The organism is Ralstonia flaminis (assembly GCF_958415495.1).
GTDB classification, from domain to species: domain Bacteria; phylum Pseudomonadota; class Gammaproteobacteria; order Burkholderiales; family Burkholderiaceae; genus Ralstonia; species Ralstonia flaminis.
Map to the genome: position 1 here is coordinate 108,288 of NZ_CATZLL010000009.1, position 18,867 is coordinate 127,154.

Annotated in this window: 19 protein-coding genes; 9 read left to right on the forward strand and 10 right to left on the reverse strand. The window is 63.5% G+C overall.

What is annotated here, in order from left to right; all coding sequences use genetic code 11:
• Positions 1–279 precede the first annotated feature (279 nt).
• Positions 280–2,625, reverse strand: a complete 2,346-nt coding sequence (locus R2N11_RS15280) for an NADP-dependent malic enzyme (protein WP_199031496.1) — start codon at positions 2,623–2,625, stop codon at positions 280–282.
• Between the two features lie 240 nt (positions 2,626–2,865).
• Here R2N11_RS15280 and thiL point away from each other — a divergent pair, with 240 nt between their 5' ends.
• The 3 genes from thiL to R2N11_RS15295 are packed head-to-tail and all read left to right on the forward strand — an operon-like array spanning position 2,866 to position 4,982.
• Entirely contained in the window at positions 2,866–3,873 is a 1,008-nt protein-coding gene (thiL, locus tag R2N11_RS15285) for a thiamine-phosphate kinase (protein ID WP_316681615.1), read from the forward strand.
• Positions 3,870–4,448 (forward strand): phosphatidylglycerophosphatase A family protein, encoded by a 579-nt coding sequence (locus tag R2N11_RS15290; RefSeq protein ID WP_316681616.1) that lies wholly within the window; start codon positions 3,870–3,872, stop codon positions 4,446–4,448. Before thiL ends, R2N11_RS15290 begins: the two co-directional genes overlap by 4 nt.
• Positions 4,449–4,481: 33 nt before the next feature.
• The gene (locus R2N11_RS15295) at positions 4,482–4,982 is read left to right on the forward strand and encodes a CinA family protein (protein ID WP_199031493.1); all 501 of its coding nucleotides are present in this window, start codon (positions 4,482–4,484) and stop codon (positions 4,980–4,982) included.
• A 3-nt stretch (positions 4,983–4,985) separates the two neighbouring features.
• Here R2N11_RS15295 and R2N11_RS15300 read toward each other — a convergent pair whose 3' ends face one another.
• Positions 4,986–5,195 (reverse strand): metal transporter, encoded by a 210-nt coding sequence (locus tag R2N11_RS15300; protein ID WP_316681617.1) that lies wholly within the window; start codon positions 5,193–5,195, stop codon positions 4,986–4,988.
• A 44-nt stretch (positions 5,196–5,239) separates the two neighbouring features.
• Positions 5,240–6,055 carry an orotidine-5'-phosphate decarboxylase gene (gene pyrF, locus R2N11_RS15305; protein ID WP_199031491.1) on the reverse strand — a complete coding sequence of 272 codons (816 nt, stop codon included), beginning with the start codon at positions 6,053–6,055 and terminating at the stop codon, positions 5,240–5,242.
• A gap of 212 nt (positions 6,056–6,267) precedes the next feature.
• Here pyrF and corA point away from each other — a divergent pair, with 212 nt between their 5' ends.
• Positions 6,268–7,230: a magnesium/cobalt transporter CorA gene (corA, locus tag R2N11_RS15310; RefSeq protein WP_199031490.1), complete on the forward strand. Its 963-nt coding sequence runs from the start codon at positions 6,268–6,270 to the stop codon at positions 7,228–7,230.
• 14 nt (positions 7,231–7,244) lie between these two features.
• On the opposite strand, the gene mtgA is transcribed toward corA, so the two are convergent.
• The 7 genes from mtgA to mpl all read right to left on the reverse strand — a co-directional run bounded on the left by mtgA (position 7,245) and on the right by mpl (position 14,733).
• Complete coding sequence (mtgA, locus tag R2N11_RS15315; protein WP_199031489.1) at positions 7,245–7,949, reverse strand: monofunctional biosynthetic peptidoglycan transglycosylase; 705 nt, start codon at positions 7,947–7,949, stop codon at positions 7,245–7,247.
• 22 nt (positions 7,950–7,971) lie between these two features.
• The gene (gene aroE / locus R2N11_RS15320; protein WP_199031488.1) at positions 7,972–8,889 is read right to left on the reverse strand and encodes a shikimate dehydrogenase; all 918 of its coding nucleotides are present in this window, start codon (positions 8,887–8,889) and stop codon (positions 7,972–7,974) included.
• An 11-nt stretch (positions 8,890–8,900) separates the two neighbouring features.
• Entirely contained in the window at positions 8,901–9,815 is a 915-nt protein-coding gene (locus R2N11_RS15325; RefSeq protein WP_316681619.1) for an energy transducer TonB family protein, read from the reverse strand.
• 53 nt (positions 9,816–9,868) lie between these two features.
• Positions 9,869–11,974: a ribonuclease catalytic domain-containing protein gene (locus R2N11_RS15330; protein ID WP_199031486.1), complete on the reverse strand. Its 2,106-nt coding sequence runs from the start codon at positions 11,972–11,974 to the stop codon at positions 9,869–9,871.
• 158 nt (positions 11,975–12,132) lie between these two features.
• Entirely contained in the window at positions 12,133–12,711 is a 579-nt protein-coding gene (locus R2N11_RS15335; RefSeq protein WP_199031485.1) for a chorismate--pyruvate lyase family protein, read from the reverse strand.
• Positions 12,708–13,340, reverse strand: coding sequence for a YqiA/YcfP family alpha/beta fold hydrolase (locus R2N11_RS15340; RefSeq protein ID WP_316681620.1), 633 nt, complete (start codon positions 13,338–13,340; stop codon positions 12,708–12,710). The genes R2N11_RS15335 and R2N11_RS15340 overlap by 4 nt, the downstream gene beginning before the upstream one ends.
• Positions 13,341–13,347: 7 nt before the next feature.
• A complete protein-coding gene (gene mpl / locus R2N11_RS15345) occupies positions 13,348–14,733 on the reverse strand; it encodes a UDP-N-acetylmuramate:L-alanyl-gamma-D-glutamyl-meso-diaminopimelate ligase (RefSeq protein WP_316681621.1) in 1,386 nt (461 codons plus the stop codon).
• A gap of 82 nt (positions 14,734–14,815) precedes the next feature.
• Between mpl and R2N11_RS15350 the strand changes: the two genes are divergently transcribed.
• The 5 genes from R2N11_RS15350 (at position 14,816) to accC (ending at position 18,867) form a co-directional block, all read left to right on the forward strand.
• Entirely contained in the window at positions 14,816–15,493 is a 678-nt protein-coding gene (locus R2N11_RS15350) for a UDP-N-acetylmuramate--alanine ligase (protein ID WP_199031482.1), read from the forward strand.
• Positions 15,494–15,559: 66 nt separating this feature from the next.
• Positions 15,560–16,084, forward strand: coding sequence for a TlpA family protein disulfide reductase (locus R2N11_RS15355; RefSeq protein ID WP_316681622.1), 525 nt, complete (start codon positions 15,560–15,562; stop codon positions 16,082–16,084).
• A 182-nt stretch (positions 16,085–16,266) separates the two neighbouring features.
• Positions 16,267–16,746: a type II 3-dehydroquinate dehydratase gene (gene aroQ / locus R2N11_RS15360; RefSeq protein WP_199031480.1), complete on the forward strand. Its 480-nt coding sequence runs from the start codon at positions 16,267–16,269 to the stop codon at positions 16,744–16,746.
• Positions 16,747–16,888: 142 nt separating this feature from the next.
• Positions 16,889–17,359, forward strand: a complete 471-nt coding sequence (gene accB, locus R2N11_RS15365) for an acetyl-CoA carboxylase biotin carboxyl carrier protein (protein WP_316681623.1) — start codon at positions 16,889–16,891, stop codon at positions 17,357–17,359.
• A gap of 140 nt (positions 17,360–17,499) precedes the next feature.
• Entirely contained in the window at positions 17,500–18,867 is a 1,368-nt protein-coding gene (gene accC, locus R2N11_RS15370) for an acetyl-CoA carboxylase biotin carboxylase subunit (protein WP_199031478.1), read from the forward strand.

Sequence of the window (18,867 nt, forward strand, 5' to 3'; positions counted from 1 at the left end):
CAATTGCACGCACCAGAATGAGGCAAACCCGGTCAAGCGCATGGCCAAGAAATCACTTTCTCAACCCCGTCTGGCCCGGCGCAGGCCTCATGTGCTCAGAAGCACCCCTTCAGGCCGTAAGGGTACGCTCATCGATGACAACAATCAACCGGCGGTCGATGTTTGAAGGGGTTTTTGAAGCCACAACTAACATTGAACGAATGTAAGCGCACGCAAACTTACCGATCAAAAAAAGGGGAGCGCAATAGCATGCGCTCCCCTTTTTCGTGCAGTGCGGAATTAACGCTGCGCTTCTGCGGCGGCATCCACAACGGTCAGCGCCGTCATATTGAGAATGCGTCGCACCGTAGCCGACGGCGTCAGGATGTGAACCGGCTTCTTGGCACCCAGCAGGATCGGGCCGATGGCGATGTTGTTACCGGCGGCCGTCTTCAGCAGGTTGTAGGCGATGTTGGCGGCATCAATGTTGGGCATGACCAGCAAGTTGGCCTCGCCCTTGAGCGTCGAATCCGGCACCAGCGATTCACGCAGCTTCTCATCGAGTGCGGCATCGCCATGCATTTCGCCGTCGACTTCCAGGTTCGGGGCACGTTCACGCAGGATGGCGAGCGTTTCACGCATCTTGACGGCGGAAGGGGCTTCCGATGAACCGAAGTTCGAGTGCGACATCAGCGCGACCTTCGGCTTGATGCCGAAACGGCACAGCTCTTCAGCGGCCATGATGGTGATCTCGGCGAGCTGCTCGGCGGTCGGGTCGACGTTGACGTGCGTATCCGTCAGGAAGATCTGGCGGCCCGGCAGTACGAGGCCGTTCATGGCGGCGTACACGCAGTTGGTACCGCCGATGACCTGATCGATGTACCGCAGGTGGGCGGCCGTGTTGCTGACCGTGCCGCAGATCATGCCGTCGGCTTCGCCCTTGTGGATCATGACGGCGCCGATCAGCGTAGAGCGGCGGCGCAGTTCCAGCTTGGCGTACTGCGGCGTCACGCCCTTGCGCGCCATCAGCTTGTAGTACGTTTCCCAGTAATCGCGGAAGCGCTCGTCGTGCTCGGGATTGACCACGGTGAAGTCCACACCTTCGCGCAGGCGCAGGCCAAAGCGCTCGATGCGGTGGGCGATCACGCCCGGGCGGCCGACCAGGATCGGGCTGGCGAGCTTCTCATCCACAACGATCTGCACGGCACGCAGCACGCGCTCTTCTTCACCCTCGGCAAAGACGATGCGCTTGTTCTCCATCGGCACCTTGCGGGCTGCCGAGAAGATCGGCTTCATCAACGTGCCCGAGTGGTAGACAAACTGCTGCAGGTGCTGGCGGTAGGCATCCATGTCTTCGATCGGACGCTTGGCCACGCCGGAATCCATGGCGGCCTTGGCCACAGCCGGCGCGATCTTGACGATCAGGCGCGGATCAAAAGGCTTCGGAATCAGGTATTCGGGGCCGAACGAGAGATCCTGGATGCCGTAGGCCGAGGCGACGATGTCGCTCTGCTCCTGGCGGGCGAGTTCTGCTACGGCGTGCACGGCGGCGACTTCCATCTCACGCGTGATGGTGGTTGCACCCACATCCAGCGCACCACGGAAGATGAACGGGAAGCACAGGACGTTGTTGACCTGGTTCGGGTAGTCCGTGCGGCCGGTGCCCATGATGACGTCCGGACGCACTTCCTTGGCCAGTTCCGGCAGGATTTCCGGGTTCGGGTTGGCCAGCGCGAAGATGATCGGCTTGTCGGCCATCTTCTTGACCATGTCCTGCTTGAGCACGCCCGCGGCGGACAGGCCCAGGAAAATATCGGCGCCGTCGATCACTTCGGCCAGCGTGCGCAGGTCGGTTTTCTGTGCGAAGTGCGCCTTGTCCGGGTCCATCAGTTCGGTACGGCCTTCGTACACAACGCCGGCCAAGTCCGTCACCCAGATGTTTTCGCGCGGCAGGCCCAGGTCGACCAGCAGATCCAGGCAGGCCAGCGCCGCAGCGCCCGCGCCCGACGCCACCAGCTTGACCTTCTTGATGTCCTTGCCGACCACCTTGAGCGCATTGGTGATGCCCGCGCCCACAACGATGGCGGTGCCATGCTGATCGTCATGGAAGACGGGGATCTTCATGCGCTTGCGCAGTTCGCGCTCGACGAAGAAGCACTCCGGTGCCTTGATGTCTTCCAGGTTGATGCCGCCGAAGGTCGGCTCCAGCGAGGCGATGATATCGACCAGCTTTTGCGGGTCTTTTTCGTTGATCTCGATGTCAAACACATCGATACCGGCGAATTTCTTGAACAGACCGGCTTTGCCTTCCATCACCGGCTTGGAGGCTTCCGGGCCGATGTCGCCCAGGCCAAGCACGGCGGTGCCGTTGGTCACCACACCGACGAGGTTGCCGCGGGCGGTGTAGCGGAACGAATTGGCGACGTCTTCGACGATCTCTTCGCACGCCGCGGCCACACCAGGGGAGTACGCCAGGGCCAGATCGCGCTGGTTCGACAGCGGCTTGGTCGGCGTGACGGAAATCTTGCCCGGGGTCGGAAACTCGTGATACTCCAGCGCGGCTTTACGCAGGGCGGCGCGTTGTTGCGCCTTGAGTTCTTCATCCGTGCGGGCGGGCTGTTGAGGCTGGGTATCCACCGTGGTCATGGGGTGTCTCTCGTCATGGGTGACCGGCGCACGCGCCGGCCGTCGCATCTAGCGGGCCACCGGGAAACCACATGAGGGTCACGGTACTACGGTCCGCCTCCTTGGGCCCGTCATTTTATATAGTGAAAACCGATCTCACAACGGGATTTTGGGTGGGAGTGCCGTGCGCATTCGCTACAATATTCCACCGCCCTATCACGGCACCATCGGGCTTGCCCTCTTTCTATCATTGCCGCTGCCGTGTCCAAGCCCACCGCCTCCGCCAACTCCGCTGATAACGCCGCCGAACTATCCGAATTCGGGCTGATCCGCCGTTATTTCACGCGACCGGCCCGGCAGGCAATCCTGGGGGTCGGCGATGACTGCGCCCTGCTCGGCGCCCGCCCCGGCCATGAGTTGGCGATTTCCACCGACATGTTGGTCGCCGGTCGACATTTCTTTCCCGATGCGGAGCCCAGAGCACTTGGACACAAGGCGCTGGCTGTCAACCTGTCGGATCTGGCCGCCATGGGGGCAGAGCCGCGCGCATTTACGCTGGCCCTGGCCTTGCCGGAAGCCAATCCAGCCTGGCTCAAACCGTTTTCCGAAGGCCTGCTGGCGCTGGCAGACACCTTTCACTGCGAGCTGATTGGCGGTGACACCACACGCGGGCCACTCACGCTCAGTTTGACCGTGTTCGGCGACGTACCCGCCGCTGCGGCGTTACGCCGCGATGCTGCCCGCGCTGGCGACGACCTGTGGGTTTCCGGCACGGTCGGCGACGCACGACTCGCACTGGGTGCGCTGCGCGCCGAATGGCCGCTCACGCCCGAGACACTCGCCCAGGTGCAGCCGCGTATGGACATGCCGACACCGCGCGTCGCACTCGGGTTGGCACTGCGTGGCATCGCGCGTGCGGCGCTCGATGTGTCCGACGGGTTGCTTGGCGATCTGGGCCATATCCTGGCGCAATCGCGCGTTGGCGCAACCATCGAGGTCGATCGCGTACCGCGCTCCGCCACGCTCGCAGCGCAACCGGCCGCACGCCAGTTGCAATGCACGCTGGCCGGCGGTGACGACTATGAACTCTGCTTTACCGCTCCTGCCGAGGCGCGCGACGCTGTGCTTGCAGCAGGCCAACGGGCCGGAGTTGCCGTCACACGCGCCGGCCGCATCGATGCCGAGCCCGGCCTACGACTTGTTGATGCACAGGGTGCGCCTGTCACCTTCACGCACGGCAGTTTCGATCATTTCTCATCCGCATCATGATGTCTTCAGCCCCCTTTCCACCCGCCAACCCGCCGGGCCAGCCCGAGACCATGACGCTCGAAGCAGGGCAAACCGCTCAAGTCCGCCGCCCGACCGCACGCTTCATGCTCGCTCATCCGGCACGCATCCTGGCGCTGGGCTTCGGCTCGGGCCTGTCGCCCATCCTGCCGGGCACGATGGGGACGCTCTACGCGTGGCTGATCTACGTTGTTCTGGCACGCTGGATTGCCGGACCGGCCTGGCTGCTGATTGCGGCTGTCGGTTTCGTGATCGGCATCTGGGCCTGCGCCCGCACGGCGCGCGACCTGGGCGTGGCTGACCACGGGGCCATGGTGTGGGATGAGATGGTCGCCTTCTGGCTGGTGCTGGCGTTCGTGACGCCGACCACGCTGGGCGGGCAGTTTGGGGCGTTCCTGCTGTTCCGCTTCTTTGACATGGTCAAGCCCGCGCCCATCCGCTACTACGACCGCACGCTCAAAGGCTTTGGCGTGCGCGGCGGCTACGGCGTGATGGTCGACGACATCCTGGCCGCGTTCTATACGCTGCTGGTGTTTGCGCTGTGGCGCTCGTTCTGACGTTTGACGTCTTGAAGCTCCGAAGGTATTGCAATGGCTGAATCCCGCGCCCTGGCCCAACTGGCCGACTTGGTCGGCGACACGCTGCACAAGCGCAGCCTGACGATGGCGACCGCCGAATCGTGCACGGGCGGGCTGGTGTCCGCCGCCATTACCGATGTGTCGGGTTCGTCCGCGTGGTTCGAGCGCGGCTTCGTCACATACTCCAACGAGGCAAAATCACAGATGCTGGGGGTGCCGGCCGCGCTGATCCGCGAACACGGTGCGGTGAGCGAACCGGTAGCGCATGCGATGGCTGAAGGTGCGGTGCTCAACAGCCGTGCGCAGGTGGCGGTTGCGATTACCGGTGTGGCGGGCCCGACCGGCGGCACGCCCGACAAGCCCGTCGGCATGGTGTGTTTTGGCTGGAGCAACCGCCTGCAGACGCGCGTGGAAACGCGCCACTTCAAGGGCGACCGCAAGCAGGTGCGCCTGCAGGCCGCCGAGCACGCACTGCGGGGCCTGCTCGACTTTTTGGATTCCGCAGAGTCCTAGTCCCTAGACCCGAGCTTCGTTCGGGTGATCCGGCCGGTGACGCTCTTCGTGCTCGTGCTCCGGCTGATGCTCATGGTCATGTTCGCGACGGCGGTCGCGAACATGCTCGTGCCCACCGTCACGTTCCTTCTCGAACTTGCGGTCCGGATCCTTACCTTCTTCCTCGCGGCGCAGACTGGCAGCCGGAATCGGGCGTTGGAGATGCGTGGCCATGGTGTCCTCACCTAAACACCGGACAGCCGGACCGACGGTGTCGATCAGGCGCGGTATTGATTGATCTGGTCGCGCGTGGCAAGCGCCACACGGCGGGCAGCATCGGCAAAGTCGCTGTCGCTGCTGGCGTACAAAATGGCGCGCGACGAGTTGATCATCATGCCGGTGCCATCTGCAGTGCGGCCGGCACGCACGGTGGCTTCGATGTCGCCACCCTGTGCGCCAATGCCCGGAATCAGCAACGGCATGTCTCCGACGATCTCGCGCACCTTGGCGATCTCCTGCGGAAAGGTTGCGCCTACTACCAGGCCCATCTGGCCGCTGGTGTTCCACACATTGCGGGCGCGCTCAGCCACGACCTGATAGACGGGACGGCTGCCGGTTTCCAGGAACTGCACGTCGCTGCCGCCCGCATTGGAGGTGCGGCACAGCACGATCACGCCCTTGTCGGCATGCGCGAGGTACGGTTGCATCGAATCGAAGCCCATGTACGGGCTGACGGTGATGGCATCCGCCTGGTAGCGCTCGAAGGCTTCCTTGGCGTAGTGCTCGGCGGTGGAGCCGATATCACCGCGCTTGGCGTCGAGGATGACCGGGATGCCCGGATACGCCTCGTGGATGTAGTTGATGAGCTGCTCGAGCTGGTCTTCAGCGCGCTGTGAAGCGAAGTAAGCAATCTGTGGCTTGAACGCGCAAACCAGGTCCGCTGTGGCATCGACAATGGCGCGACAGAACGAGAAGATCGCCCCACCCGTGCCGGTAAGCGACGCCGGCAGGCGCGCCGGATCGGGGTCGAGCCCGACGCACAGCAGGGAGTTGTTGCGCTGCCAGGCGGCAGCCAGTTGTTCGGTAAATCGCATGATGTCGAGAATGTGATGGCGCGGCCGGACTGCCGCATGACTTCACCGCATTTTACCCGTCGGGCGATCCGGCGGCCCGATCTTCCGGGCGTGGCATTGATCCGACGCGTGCGCGCCAAGCCACTGTTTGTGGCTGAACCGGTCGCTTCTTTACGCTACACTCGGCGCGATTTTTCGCACCGCCCGTTCAACACCCGCTTCAAGGAACCTCCATGATCAACCTGTTCGTCGTGCAAAAAGGCCGTCTCGCGCAAGAACAGGTCGAAGAACGCAGCGAATTGCTGCAGCACAAGCCGATCTGGATCGACGTGATCGACCCAGACGACGAAGAGCTTGCCTGGATCAAAGAAGCCTATGGCGTGGTCCTGCCCGAACTGGAGCAATTAGGGGACCTGGAAGCGTCCGCCCGCTACTTCGAGGGCGAAGACGGCCACATCCACATCCGCACCGATTTCCTGCTCGACGAAGAGACCACCTCGCGCAACGTGCGCGTGGCCTTCGTGCTGACCAAGGATGTGCTGTTCTCCATCCACGACGAAGACTTGCCCGCCTTCCGCCTGGTGCGCATGCGTGCACGGCTGCGCCCGGGTTCGGTACGCAACGCAAAAGACGTGCTGATGGATCTGTACGCCACCGACGCTGAATACTCGGCGGACTCCATCGAAGAGGTGTATGAACGCCTGGAAGACGCCAGCAAACGTGTGCTGGCCGACGAGGTGACTGACGCCGCCGCCGCCGATGTGCTGGAGATCATCGCACGCGTGGAAGACCTGAACGGCCGCATCCGCCGCAACGTGATGGATACGCGCCGCGCGGTGTCGTTTCTGCTGCGCAGCCAGTTGCTGTCCACCGACCAGCAGGACGAAGCGCGCCAGGTGCTGCGCGACATCGACTCCATCGAGAACCACACGGCGTTCCTGTCGGACAAGGTCAACTTTTTGATGGACGCCACGGTCGGTTTCATCAACATCAACCAGAACAAGATCATCAAGCTGTTCTCGGTGGTGTCGGTGGCGCTGATGCCGCCCACGCTGATCGCCTCGATCTATGGCATGAACTTCAAGGTGATGCCGGAGTTGGACTGGGCCGAAGGGTATCCGTACGCGATCGTGATGATGATCGTGTCGGCGGCGATTCCGTTGGTGTACTTCCGGCGCAAGGGCTGGCTCAAGTAAGCCACCCACGCGCTTCAATCGGGCAGCGTGGCCGAGCCCATGCGGTTGGCGATGATGGTGGCCTTGCGTGTGAAGTTCACGTGCACATTGGCGCAGTAACTCTTCTTGTCGAAGCACTTGGGCGCGGGCAATGCCGCCGCCAGACGCGCCGCCTGACCCACCGTCAGTTGTGAAGCCGGACGCTTGAAGTAATGCTGTGCGGCGGCTTCTGCGCCGAACACACCTTCGCCCCACTCCACCGAGTTCAGGTAGATCTCCAGGATGCGCTCCTTGTCGAGCCAGAACTCCAGCATCCAGGTGATGGCCAGTTCTTCGCCCTTGCGCAGGTAGTGGCGTTCGCCAGAGAGAAAGAGGTTCTTCGCAAGCTGCTGCGTGATGGTCGAACCGCCCGCGACCACGTGGCCGCGCCGTTTGTTCTTCTCCCATGCGTCGAGCATGGCGTCGACTTCCCAGCCGCTGTGCGAGACGAAGTCGGCATCTTCGCTGGCGATGACCGCGCGCTTGAGGTTGCGCGAGATCTGGTCGTAGTCGACCCAGCGGTGGTCAACCTTGCAGGTAACGACGTTGACGCCGCACAGGCGCATGCGCTCGGCGCGCATGAACGCGGTGGAAGACGGATCGAACGTCTGCCAGCTCGCGATGGCAGCAAAGAAGTACAGATTGAGTGCGACCACGCCTGCCACGAAGCAACCGATCACGTAGCCGAGCCAGCGCATCATCGTGCGTATCCTGGGCGGGCGTTCAACGACGCGCGCGGGCAGCCACGACGGCCTCACCCTGCAGCGCTTCACGCATGCCGAGCAACACCGGCGCGGTATCCGGGCGCACGCCGCGCCAGACGAAGAACGATTCCGCCGCCTGCTCGACCAGCATGCCCAGGCCGTCCCAGGTGCGGGCGTCGTAGCGCTTGGCAAACTGCATGAACAGCGTCGGCTGTGCGGCGTACATCATGTCGTAGGCCAGCGCGTTCGGGCCGAACACGGTGCCTGGAATCGGCGGCACCCCTCCCTGCAGGCTGCTGGCCGTGGCGTTGATGATGACGTCGAACACGTCATCGACAGCAAGCTCGTCATAGCCACCGCCCACCAGCTCCGCGTCGTGCAGCTTGGCCGAGATTTCAAAGCGATCGACCAGCATGTTGGCGCGATCGGCTGTGCGATTGGCGATGAACACGCGCGACGGCTTGTGCTCCAGCAGCGGCAGCAGCACGCCGCGCGCCGCACCGCCGGCCCCCAGCAGCAGCACGCGCTCGCCCGCAAGGTCGTTGCCGATGTTGTGCGTGATATCGCGCATCAGGCCAACGCCGTCGGTGTTGTCGCCAAAGATCTCGTCGCCGTCGAACTTGAGCGTGTTGACTGCCCCTGCCGACTCTGCCCGCAGCGACAACGACGTCGACATCGAATACGCATCGAGCTTGAACGGCACGGTCACGTTGAGCCCCTTCCCACCTTCGCGAATGAAGGTCAGCACGGTTTCTTCAAACGCGATCAGCTCGGCGTAGATACGGTCGTAGCGGACGAGCTCGCCGGTCTGCTGCGCAAACGCGGCGTGGATGGTGGGCGACTTGCTGTGCGAGATCGGATTGCCGATCACGCCATAGCGATCTGTGGGTGGCGCACTCGCGGCGGCGAGGATGGCCTCTTGAAACGACGACGGCATAAACGACGACCTCAGCGGGTCTGCAGGTGAGTTTCCAGGCCAGCGCGGGTGAACTTGAAGGTGGCGACCACATCCTGGATGTCGACGCGCTTACGCATCTCCGCCGGGAAGCCGCCAAACGGCGCGGACGACCGCACGATGGCCACGGCCTGACGATCCAGCGCCGGGTTGCCCGAGCTCTTGGCGATCTCGATGCCTTCGATCTTGTAGCCGTCCTGGTTGTAGCCGAGCTGGCCGTCGCGGTTGATGCTGATTACGAGGATCAGTTCACCATACAGCGGGCGACCGTTCTGGCTGGGGAAATTGGCCGTGCCGCGCACTTCGATCTTGCGGCGCACGGCATCGTAGTAGCGGGCGTAATCCACCTGGCGCGCGCTGGCAGCAGTCAGCACGTTACGGCGCGGGCGCTTGGCGTAGTTTTCGAGGTTGCGATCGATCTCGGCCTGCAGGCGGGCGATTTCGTCCTGCGTGGTGCTGTCATCCGTGCCGTTGGTGGGCGACGGCACTGGGCGCTCACCGGGCTTGACCTGGCGATCGTTCACCATCGGCGCGCGGTCTTTCGACTGCGTCAGCAGGCGGCGCTGCTCCTGCTCAAGGAATTCAACACGGCGCTGCGTGAGCTTGATGGCATCGCCGGTCTGCTCGTTGGTATCGGCAGGCAGCGGCGTGGTGGCGCGCTGCTGATCGAACTCGCCGCCGCCGTTTAGGTTGACCTGCGCCACCGCCGTTGCCTTGGCCGGCGCGGTGGACGACTTGGCGTTGACCAGCACCACGTCCAGCCCCGGATCGTCGCGCTTGATGTCGAAGGCCTCGGGCGCCACCACGCGCACGAACAGCAGCAGGACATGCACGGCAAGCGACACGACCAATGCCTTGGTGAGCGTGCTGCTGCCGGACCAGTCCGGACGGTTTGCGAGGGCGGCCATGAGGGGTGATTCCTAAGGTAACGCGCGAGAGGAAAGTCAGACTGCGATTGTAGTTAGGCAGCGGCAGGCGTTCCACCGCTCTCACCGTCCTGCGGCGGCGACGCCACAGCAGGATCAGCTTCCGCACGGGCCTCTTCCCCATCAGTGGCCGGTTGTGGTTCGGCCGGCGCGTCCACCTCGGCAGCCGCGGCTTCCGCTTCGGCCAGTTCGTCTTCGATTGCCGCGGCTTCGGCCTCTGCATCGGCAGCCGGGGCAAGGACTTCCACTACGCGGCACGACACTTCCAGGCTGATCTCGTCGGTGTCGAGAATGTCGAGCACGACATGCGTGCCACGCGCCGTCTGTGCTAGTTCCGGCACCTTGGTGACCAAAGGAATGTCGGCAAAGCGTACGGCGCCTTCCTTGAGCACGACGGCCTGCATGCGCGTGCGGTTTTCCTGCTTGAGCCAGCGCAGGCACCAGTAGCGCTCCATGGTCGACTGGTGGTCGGCATAGGCGGCGTAGGTGCCTTCAAAGTCGGCCACGGCGGCCAGCAGGTCAGCGTCTTTCGGCTTGAACGGTGCGATCAGCTTGGCCGTCACGCCATGCTGTGCCACCGCCGCGATCTGCCATTGGTTGACCAGATCTACATAACGGCGCAGCGGCGACGTGCTCCACGCGTACTGCGCCACGCCCAAGCCTTCGTGCGGCGCCGGATACGTCTGCATGCGCGTGCGGTGCATGCCCCACGCCTTCTGCGTGCGGTAGATGCCGGGCACGCCAGCATCGGCCAGCATGCGACCCCAGGTGCTGTTGGCCAGGATCATCATCTCGGCGACGATCTTGTCCAGCGGCGAGCCGCGCTTGCGTTGCTCGATGCGGACGCGCTCGCCGCCACCTTCGGCCTCGGGAATCGGGTCGATGTAGAACGAGTAGTCGCCCTTCTGCGCGCCTTCGGGCTTGAGGCCGCTGGCAATACGCGCCTGCTGACGGCCGTCATACAGCGCACATGCGAACGGCCACAGCACGGCCAGCTCGGCCTTGAACGGGTAGTCACCCGAGCCATCAGCCAGCGCTTCGGCAGTGATCACATCGTCAAGCAGGTTGTGGCGCAAGTTGGCGGCGACGGTCACGGATTCGCAGCGCGTTTCGCTGGCGGTAACCGTCCACGTGGCACGGTCAACCGTTGCGTACAGCGACAGCGCCGGGCACGCGCGCCCTTCCTGCAGCGTGTAGCGATCCACCACCGACTCCGGCAGCATCGTGATCTTGTCGCCCGGGAAGTACACGGTCGACAGCCGCTGGCGCGCAATCGCGTCCAGCGCATCGCCACGCTGGATACCGAAACCCGGCGCTGCGATGTGGATGCCGATGCGCACCGTGGCATCGTCAATGGGCGTGACGGAGATGGCGTCGTCGATTTCCGTGGTGGTCACGTCATCGATCGAGAACGCGCGTACATCGGCGGCCGGCAATTCGAGCACGGGTTCCGGCACCGTCACATCCGGGAAACCGGTGCCTTTCGGGAAGCACTCCGAGAGGAAACGCGCCTCGTGCAGCGCACGCGCGTTGGCGATGCCGCCCACTGCCACCATCAGCCGCATCGGCGAAAGACCCAGCGCCGTGCACGCGGCGTCCAGCGCCTTGAATTCGAGGCTGTTCTTGTCCGGCTTGAACAGCAGTTGCAGCGTCTTGCCACGGAAGGACTCGGGCAGGCGCATCGCCTTCAGTTCGGCTTCGTACTCAGCCTGCAGAGCAGCCTGCTGCTTCTTGCGCTCGACGGCGGCCAGCGCAGCCTTCAGCTGATCTTCCGGTGCACGTTGATATCGGCCGCGGCCCTTGCGGCGGAAATAGATGGGCGAGCCATGCAGGGCAATCGCCAGCGCGGCTTGCTGCGTGGCATCCGCCCCGGCGCCGAAGTACTCGCCGGCCAGGTCGGTAAAGCCGAACTCATCAGCTGGTGCGCATTCCCAGAGGAAATCCAGATCGATGTCCGTCGACAGTGCGTGCGCGGCCTTCGACAGTTCACCGGCCGAAGGCTGGGCAAACTGCAGCAACACATCGCGCGACTTGACCTTGGTGCGCTTAGCGCTCGGCAACTCGACCTGGTAGGCCTCGCCCTGTTGGGACAAAACGGTGCCTGCGCGGATCTCGCCGCCTTCTTCAAACAGCAACTGCATGGATATGTCTGGATTGCGGCGGGAGCACCGCTTTGAATGAGATGGATTCGCCGCGCGTCCGGATGTCAGAAAACCCGGTGCACGGCGACAAAAAGTTGGGGGCGATGATACCGCACTGGGACGGCCTCCGAACCGTCGAAAATACGCCGACTTCGCGCCTACCTTGGCGGCTTGAACCCGGCCAGTGCCGGCAAGAACACCTCTGTCACCAGCATCGCGCTCGCCCCGCGCCGAAACACGGAGCGCCGTGCCGGCAGGCGTTCAACGCCAGTGATCGGTGCATCACCCAACGTATGGTGCGCCCGGCGCACCAGCGGGTGGCGCGCATCGAGCAGCGCAAACTCAAAAGCACCCCGGGCCACGCGCGGGTCCGCAAATAGCGAATGCCCAAGCGGCTGCGTGCCCAGCGCTTTCAGAAATGGCCAGTCCAGCGCCACGCTGCGCGGGTGGACGATGGTGTGTGCATACACGACGGGAATGTCGTCGCAGATCAGCAAAACCTCTCGCGCGAGTGTCTCTGCGGGGCCCGTCATGCCAAGGCAGCGCCATTCGTCACGCAACGGCATTGCCCGTTTCTGGCCAAGCAATTGAACCCGAAACGTGGAGGATGCGGCACGCAGGCGCGCCGTCAGCGAATTTGCACCAACCGCCCAGAGCGCCCAATGGCGGTCGTACACGACGGCGGGCGGCAACGCGCTGCGCCACAGGCTGCGCGGGTACGACGGGGATTCAGTCATGCGGACGCGCTGCCGTCAAACGGGTGCGCCGCCAGCAAGTCGGCAGGAACGCCGCAGAAGACGAGCACTTCGTCCATGTACTGCGCGAAATCGCTGATGCCATGGTCGCTGCCGTCGATCACGCGGGTGGCGGCGCCGGGGAAGTGGGCGAGCATCTCACGATAATCGAGCACCTCGTCGCCGGTCGATGCCAGAAGGTAGTAGCGGTCAGGCTGCGTAATGGCAGGCACGGCCAGCGCGCGCAACTCATCCAGATGATGCGGCTCGACGCGAATCGTGCCGCCGCCATGCCAGAGCGGCTGTTCACCCACGTACTTGGCCAGGTCCCGCTCTGGACGCGTGGCAGGATTCAGCATCGCGGCACGCAAGCCGTGGCGCTCAGCCAGCCAGGTGGCGTAATAGCCACCCAACGATGAGCCGATCAGCACCGGCTTTGCTCCATCACGCGTACTCAAGTCAGCGATCAACGCCTCAATTTCAGCCATCGCCTCGCGCGGCGAGACGGGCAGCATCGGGCAGACATACTGATCGGCCAGCCCGACCGAGGCCATCCGATTGCCCAGCAACTGCGCCTTGAACGAGCGCGGCGACGAGCGGAATCCGTGCAAATAGACGATGGAAGCCGACATACATGAATCAGTTGGCAGCACCGGCACGCTCAGCCAGCGCGTCCAGCAGCTTCTGGTGCACGCCGCCGAAGCCACCGTTGCTCATCACCAATACGTGGTCACCCGGACGCGCGGTAGCGGTCACGGCTTCAACCAGCGTGGCCAGGTCGGAAAACGCCGTCGCACGCTTGCCCAGCGGCGCCAGCGCGCCGGCCAGGTCCCAGCCAATGGCATCTTTGCCGCTACCGGCACCGTAAGCGAACACCTGATCGGCGCCGATCAGGCTATCGGGAAGCGCCTGCTTCATCACACCTAGTTTCATGGTGTTCGAGCGCGGCTCCAGCACCGCCAGGATGCGCGCACTGCCGACACGACGGCGCAGGCCATCGATGGTCGTGCGGATAGCGGTGGGGTGGTGGGCGAAATCGTCGTAGACAGTCACGCCATCAACGGTGCCGCGCACTTCCATGCGGCGTTTCACATTTTCGAAACGGGCCAGGCTTTCAATGGCTTGGGGCGTCGGCACACCCACGTGGCGCGCAGCGGCAATGGCAGCCAGCGCGTTCATGCGATTGTGGTCGCCCTGTAGGGCCCAATGCACCCGGCCCTGCGTCTGGCCGTTGAAGAGTACGTCGAAGCTGTCGTCGTCGCCCAAATTGGCGATTTTCCAGCCATCACCCTCTTCTACGCCGAAATATTCGACTTCTGACCAGCATCCACGTGCAAGCACGCGCTTCATGCTGTCTTCACGGCCATTGACGAGTAAGCGCCCCTGACCGGGTACAGTACGAACGAGATGATGGAATTGCGCTTCGATCGCCGCAAGATCAGGGAAGATATCAGCGTGATCAAACTCCAGATTGTTCAGAATGGCCGTGCGGGGGCGATAGTGAACAAACTTGCTGCGCTTGTCGAAGAAGGCCGTGTCGTACTCGTCGGCCTCGATGACGAAGAAGTCGGATTCGGTCAGCCGCGCCGACAACCCGAAATTGCGTGGCACGCCCCCCACCAGAAAACCGGGGTTGTAACCGGCGTCCTGCAGAATCCAGGCGAGCATCGAGGTGGTGGTCGTCTTGCCGTGGGTGCCGGCCACGGCGAGCACCCACTTCTGGCGCAGCACGTTGTCACCCAGCCATTGCGGGCCGGAAACGTACGGCAGGTTGCGATCCAGGATGGCTTCCATCAGCGGATTGCCGCGCGAGATCACGTTACCGATCACGTACAGATCCGCGCCGATCGACAATTGTTCGGGGTCGAAACCCTCGATCAGCTCGATGCCCTGGGCTTCGAGCTGGGTGCTCATCGGCGGATAGACATTGGCGTCGCAGCCGGTAACACGGTGACCGGCCTGGCGGGCGATCAGGGCAATGCCGCCCATGAAGGTGCCGCAGATTCCAAGGATGTGGATATGCATGGGAGCCATCTCAACTACGTTGCGCGGCATTGTACCGGGCATGCCTACGGGCAGACGCGCGCGCTTCAGTAAAATAGAAATCATGTCATCCAAACGCCCCCTCCTCGACCCGACCCGCGTTCGGGAAGAAATTGCCGCCGTCGCCGCCCGCATGATTGCGGAGGACGGTGCCGATTACGCCACAGCCAAGCGCAAGGCCGCGCGCCAGGTGCTCGGCACGGAATCGCGCGCCGCAGGCGTTTGGCTGCCCGACAACGAACAGGTCGAAACCGAAGTCCGCGAATACCAGGCGCTGTTCCAGGCCGATTCCCAGCCACGCGTACTGGCGCTGCTGCGCCGCATCGCGCTGGTGCTGATGGAGGGGCTGCAGGTGCACAACCCGTACCTGGCCGGCGCGGTTTTCAACGGCACCGCCAGCGAGCACTCCGACATCCACCTGCAGGTCTTCTGCGACAGCCCGAAAGACGTGGCGATCTTCCTGCTCAATGCCGGCGTGGACTTCGACACAACAGAGAGCGCTCACTTCGCTGGCCGCGACGAGGTGGAAACGCTCAGCTTCCTGTGGCGTGGCCAATGGCCGGCCAGCCGCGAGGCCCGCGAACTGGCCCAGGAACTGCGCGCCGAAACCGGTACGCCGGTCGGCGTGCACATCGCCCTCTATGACATGAATGATGTGCGCGGCGCCCGACGCACCGACGCCAGCGGCAAAGCTGCGCGCGGAGATGCCGCAGCCGTGCGCGCCCTCCTATCGAAGGGGTGATCCGCCAAGAGGAGTACAATCCGGCACGCTTCGCCTCTGTCTGTATATAGAGAGACCGCCCGAACCATGTCCCGCCGTACCACCCTGATTGCCCTGTTGATTGCCGGCGCGATTGCCGCAGCCCTGGGCATCTACACCGGACACAAGGCCACCGAACCCAAGACGCCGGCCGACAATGTCGTCGCCGCGTTCTACAGCAGCAAGCTGCCGGACGCCAATGGCACGCCGATCGATCTGTCGGCATTCCGGGGGCAGCAGGTGGTGATCAATTTCTGGGCACCATGGTGTGGCCCCTGCGTGGAAGAGATGCCGGAGTTGTCCGCACTCGCCCAGGAGCAGAAGACCAAGGCAAAGTTTGTCGGCATCGGTATCGATACGGCGGCCAATATCCAGGCCTTCCTGGGTAAGGTACCCGTCACGTATCCAATTGCGGTGGCCGGTTTCGGTGGCACAGAGCTGGGTCGGCAATTTGGCAACGAGATGGGCGGCCTGCCGTTTACTGTGATCCTTAACGCACAAGGCGAAATCACTTTCAGAAAGATGGGCCGCGTGCACGCTGACGAACTGCGTCAGGCGCTGCAGCGCACGTGAATATGCAAAATCGTCATATGACGGTCATGTGCGCGCAACTACCCTTCTTTCTACACAAAATTGACGGTGCAGTTGGCAAGATCGGTGAAAACACCAGTTCCTCGAACTCTTTTCAGCAAAAACTAGACAAAGCATTCTAAGTTGCTGTAAATTGCGCCCAACTTCGCTCAACCAGTCAAATCGTGGCTGAAAAACCGACCGCTAAAGCGCTTCGTAACGTGCTCGTGCTGCACGGCCCGAACCTCAATCTGCTGGGGACGCGCGAACCGGAAGTCTATGGCGCAACCACGCTGGCCGACATCAACGCCGCCCTGACCGAACGTGCCAAGGCGCGCGGTGTCACGCTGGCGCACTTCCAGTCGAACCACGAAGGCGCACTGGTCGACCGCATTCACGCGGCCAAGAGCGAAGGCGTCGAATTCATCATCATCAACCCGGCGGCCTATACGCATACCAGCGTGGCCCTGCGCGATGCGCTGGCCGGGGTGGTGATTCCGTACATTGAAGTCCACCTGTCCAACGTGCACCGCCGCGAGCCGTTCCGCCACCATTCGTATCTGGCGGACCAAGCGGTGGGCGTGATCTGTGGGCTGGGCTGGCGCGGTTATCTGGCCGCGCTGGACTACTGTATCGACCAAAGCAGCGATCAACACGGCGGCTGACCAGCCGTCTTCCTCCCTTTCACCTCAATCACTTAACCAACGCAACGACGCCAGCGCCTGGAGCGCTTTTACCGATGTGCCGCTGAAGAGCCATTCGCGCGCATCCCACGCCCCAGACCGCCGACGCTGCAGGAGAACGCTCATGGATTTGCGCAAGCTGAAAACGCTGATCGACCTGGTGGCCGAATCGGGCATTTCGGAACTCGAAGTGACCGAAGGTGAAGGCAAGGTCCGCATCGTCAAGTCGGCCCCGCAGCAAGTGATGGCCCCGATGCAATATGCACCGATGCAGATGCAAGCCGCCCCGGCCGTCGCCGGCGCCGCTGCCCCGGCCGCCGCTGCCGTCAGCGCTGAAGCTGCTGCCCCGGCCTTGCCGGCCGGCCACATCGTGACCTCGCCGATGGTCGGTACGTTCTACCGCTCGCCGTCGCCGGGCGCCGCTGAGTTCGTCAAGGTGGGCGACACCGTCAAGGAAGGTCAGACGCTGTGCATCATCGAGGCCATGAAACTGCTCAACGAGATCGAAGCGGACAAGGCCGGCGTCATCAAGGAAGTCCTGATCGAGAACGGCCAGGCGGTGGAATACGGCCAGCCGCTGTTCGTCATCGGCTGATCTTCCGGCATCAGATCCTCATCGTGCGGCAGGCTCCCCTGCCGCATCCGAGCGCCTAATTGGCACAATCGGGCGCGCGGGCCGACTAATGGCGACCCAGCCATAGCGCCCTCGCCTCCCCTTTTTGTAGCGAGAACACGATGTTCGACAAGATCCTGATTGCGAATCGCGGCGAGATCGCTCTTCGCATCCAGCGCGCCTGCCGCGAGCTCGGCATCAAGACCGTGGTGGTCTATTCCGAGGCGGACAAGGAAGCCAAATACGTCAAGCTGGCCGACGAAGCCGTGTGTATCGGCCCGGCGCCATCGCCGCTGTCGTACCTGAACATGCCGGCCATCATTTCGGCCGCAGAAGTGACCGACGCCCAGGCGATCCACCCCGGTTACGGCTTCCTGTCGGAAAACGCCGACTTTGCCGAGCGCGTGGAGCAATCCGGCTTCACCTTCATCGGCCCGACGCCCGAGTCGATTCGCCTGATGGGCGACAAGGTGTCGGCCAAGCAAGCCATGATCAAGTCCGGCGTGCCTTGCGTGCCGGGCTCGGAAGGCGCCCTGCCCGAAGACCCGAAGGAAATCCTGGCAACGGCCCGCAAGGTCGGCTATCCGGTCATCATCAAGGCCGCGGGCGGCGGTGGCGGCCGCGGCATGCGCGTGGTGCACACCGAGGCTGCGCTCATCAACGCCGTCAACATGACGCGCGAAGAAGCCGGCCGTGCCTTTGGCAACCCGGAAGTCTATATGGAGAAGTTCCTGGAGCATCCGCGTCACGTGGAAATCCAGGTTCTGGCCGACCAGCACCGCAACGCCGTCTGGCTGGGCGAGCGCGATTGCTCGATGCAGCGCCGCCACCAGAAGGTGATCGAAGAAGCGCCGGCACCGCACATCGCGCGCCGCCTGATCGAACGCATTGGTGACCGCTGTGCGGATGCCTGCAAGAAGATCGGCTACCGTGGCGCCGGCACGTTCGAGTTCCTGTACGAGAACGGCGAGTTCTACTTCATCGAAATGAACACGCGCGTGCAGGTCGAACACCCGGTCACGGAAATGATCACCGGCATCGACATCGTGCAGGAGCAGATCCGCGTGGCGGCCGGCGAAAAGCTGCGCTTCCGCCAAAAGGACATCACGCTCAAGGGCCACGCCATCGAGTGCCGCATCAACGCGGAAGATCCGTTCAAGTTCACGCCGTCGCCGGGCCGCATCACGTCGTGGCATGTGCCGGGTGGCCCTGGTGTTCGCGTGGATTCACACGCCTACAACGGCTACTTCGTGCCGCCCAACTATGACTCGATGATCGGCAAGGTCATCACGTACGGCGCCACGCGTGAGCAAGCGATTGCCCGCATGCGCATCGCCCTGTCGGAAATGGTGGTGGAAGGCATCTCGACCAACGTGCCGCTGCACCGCGACCTGATGCTCGACGCCAACTTCGTCGAAGGCGGCACCGACATCCACTACCTGGAGCACCGTCTGGCGCAGCAGGAAGTGGCCAAGGGTGGCGGCAAATAA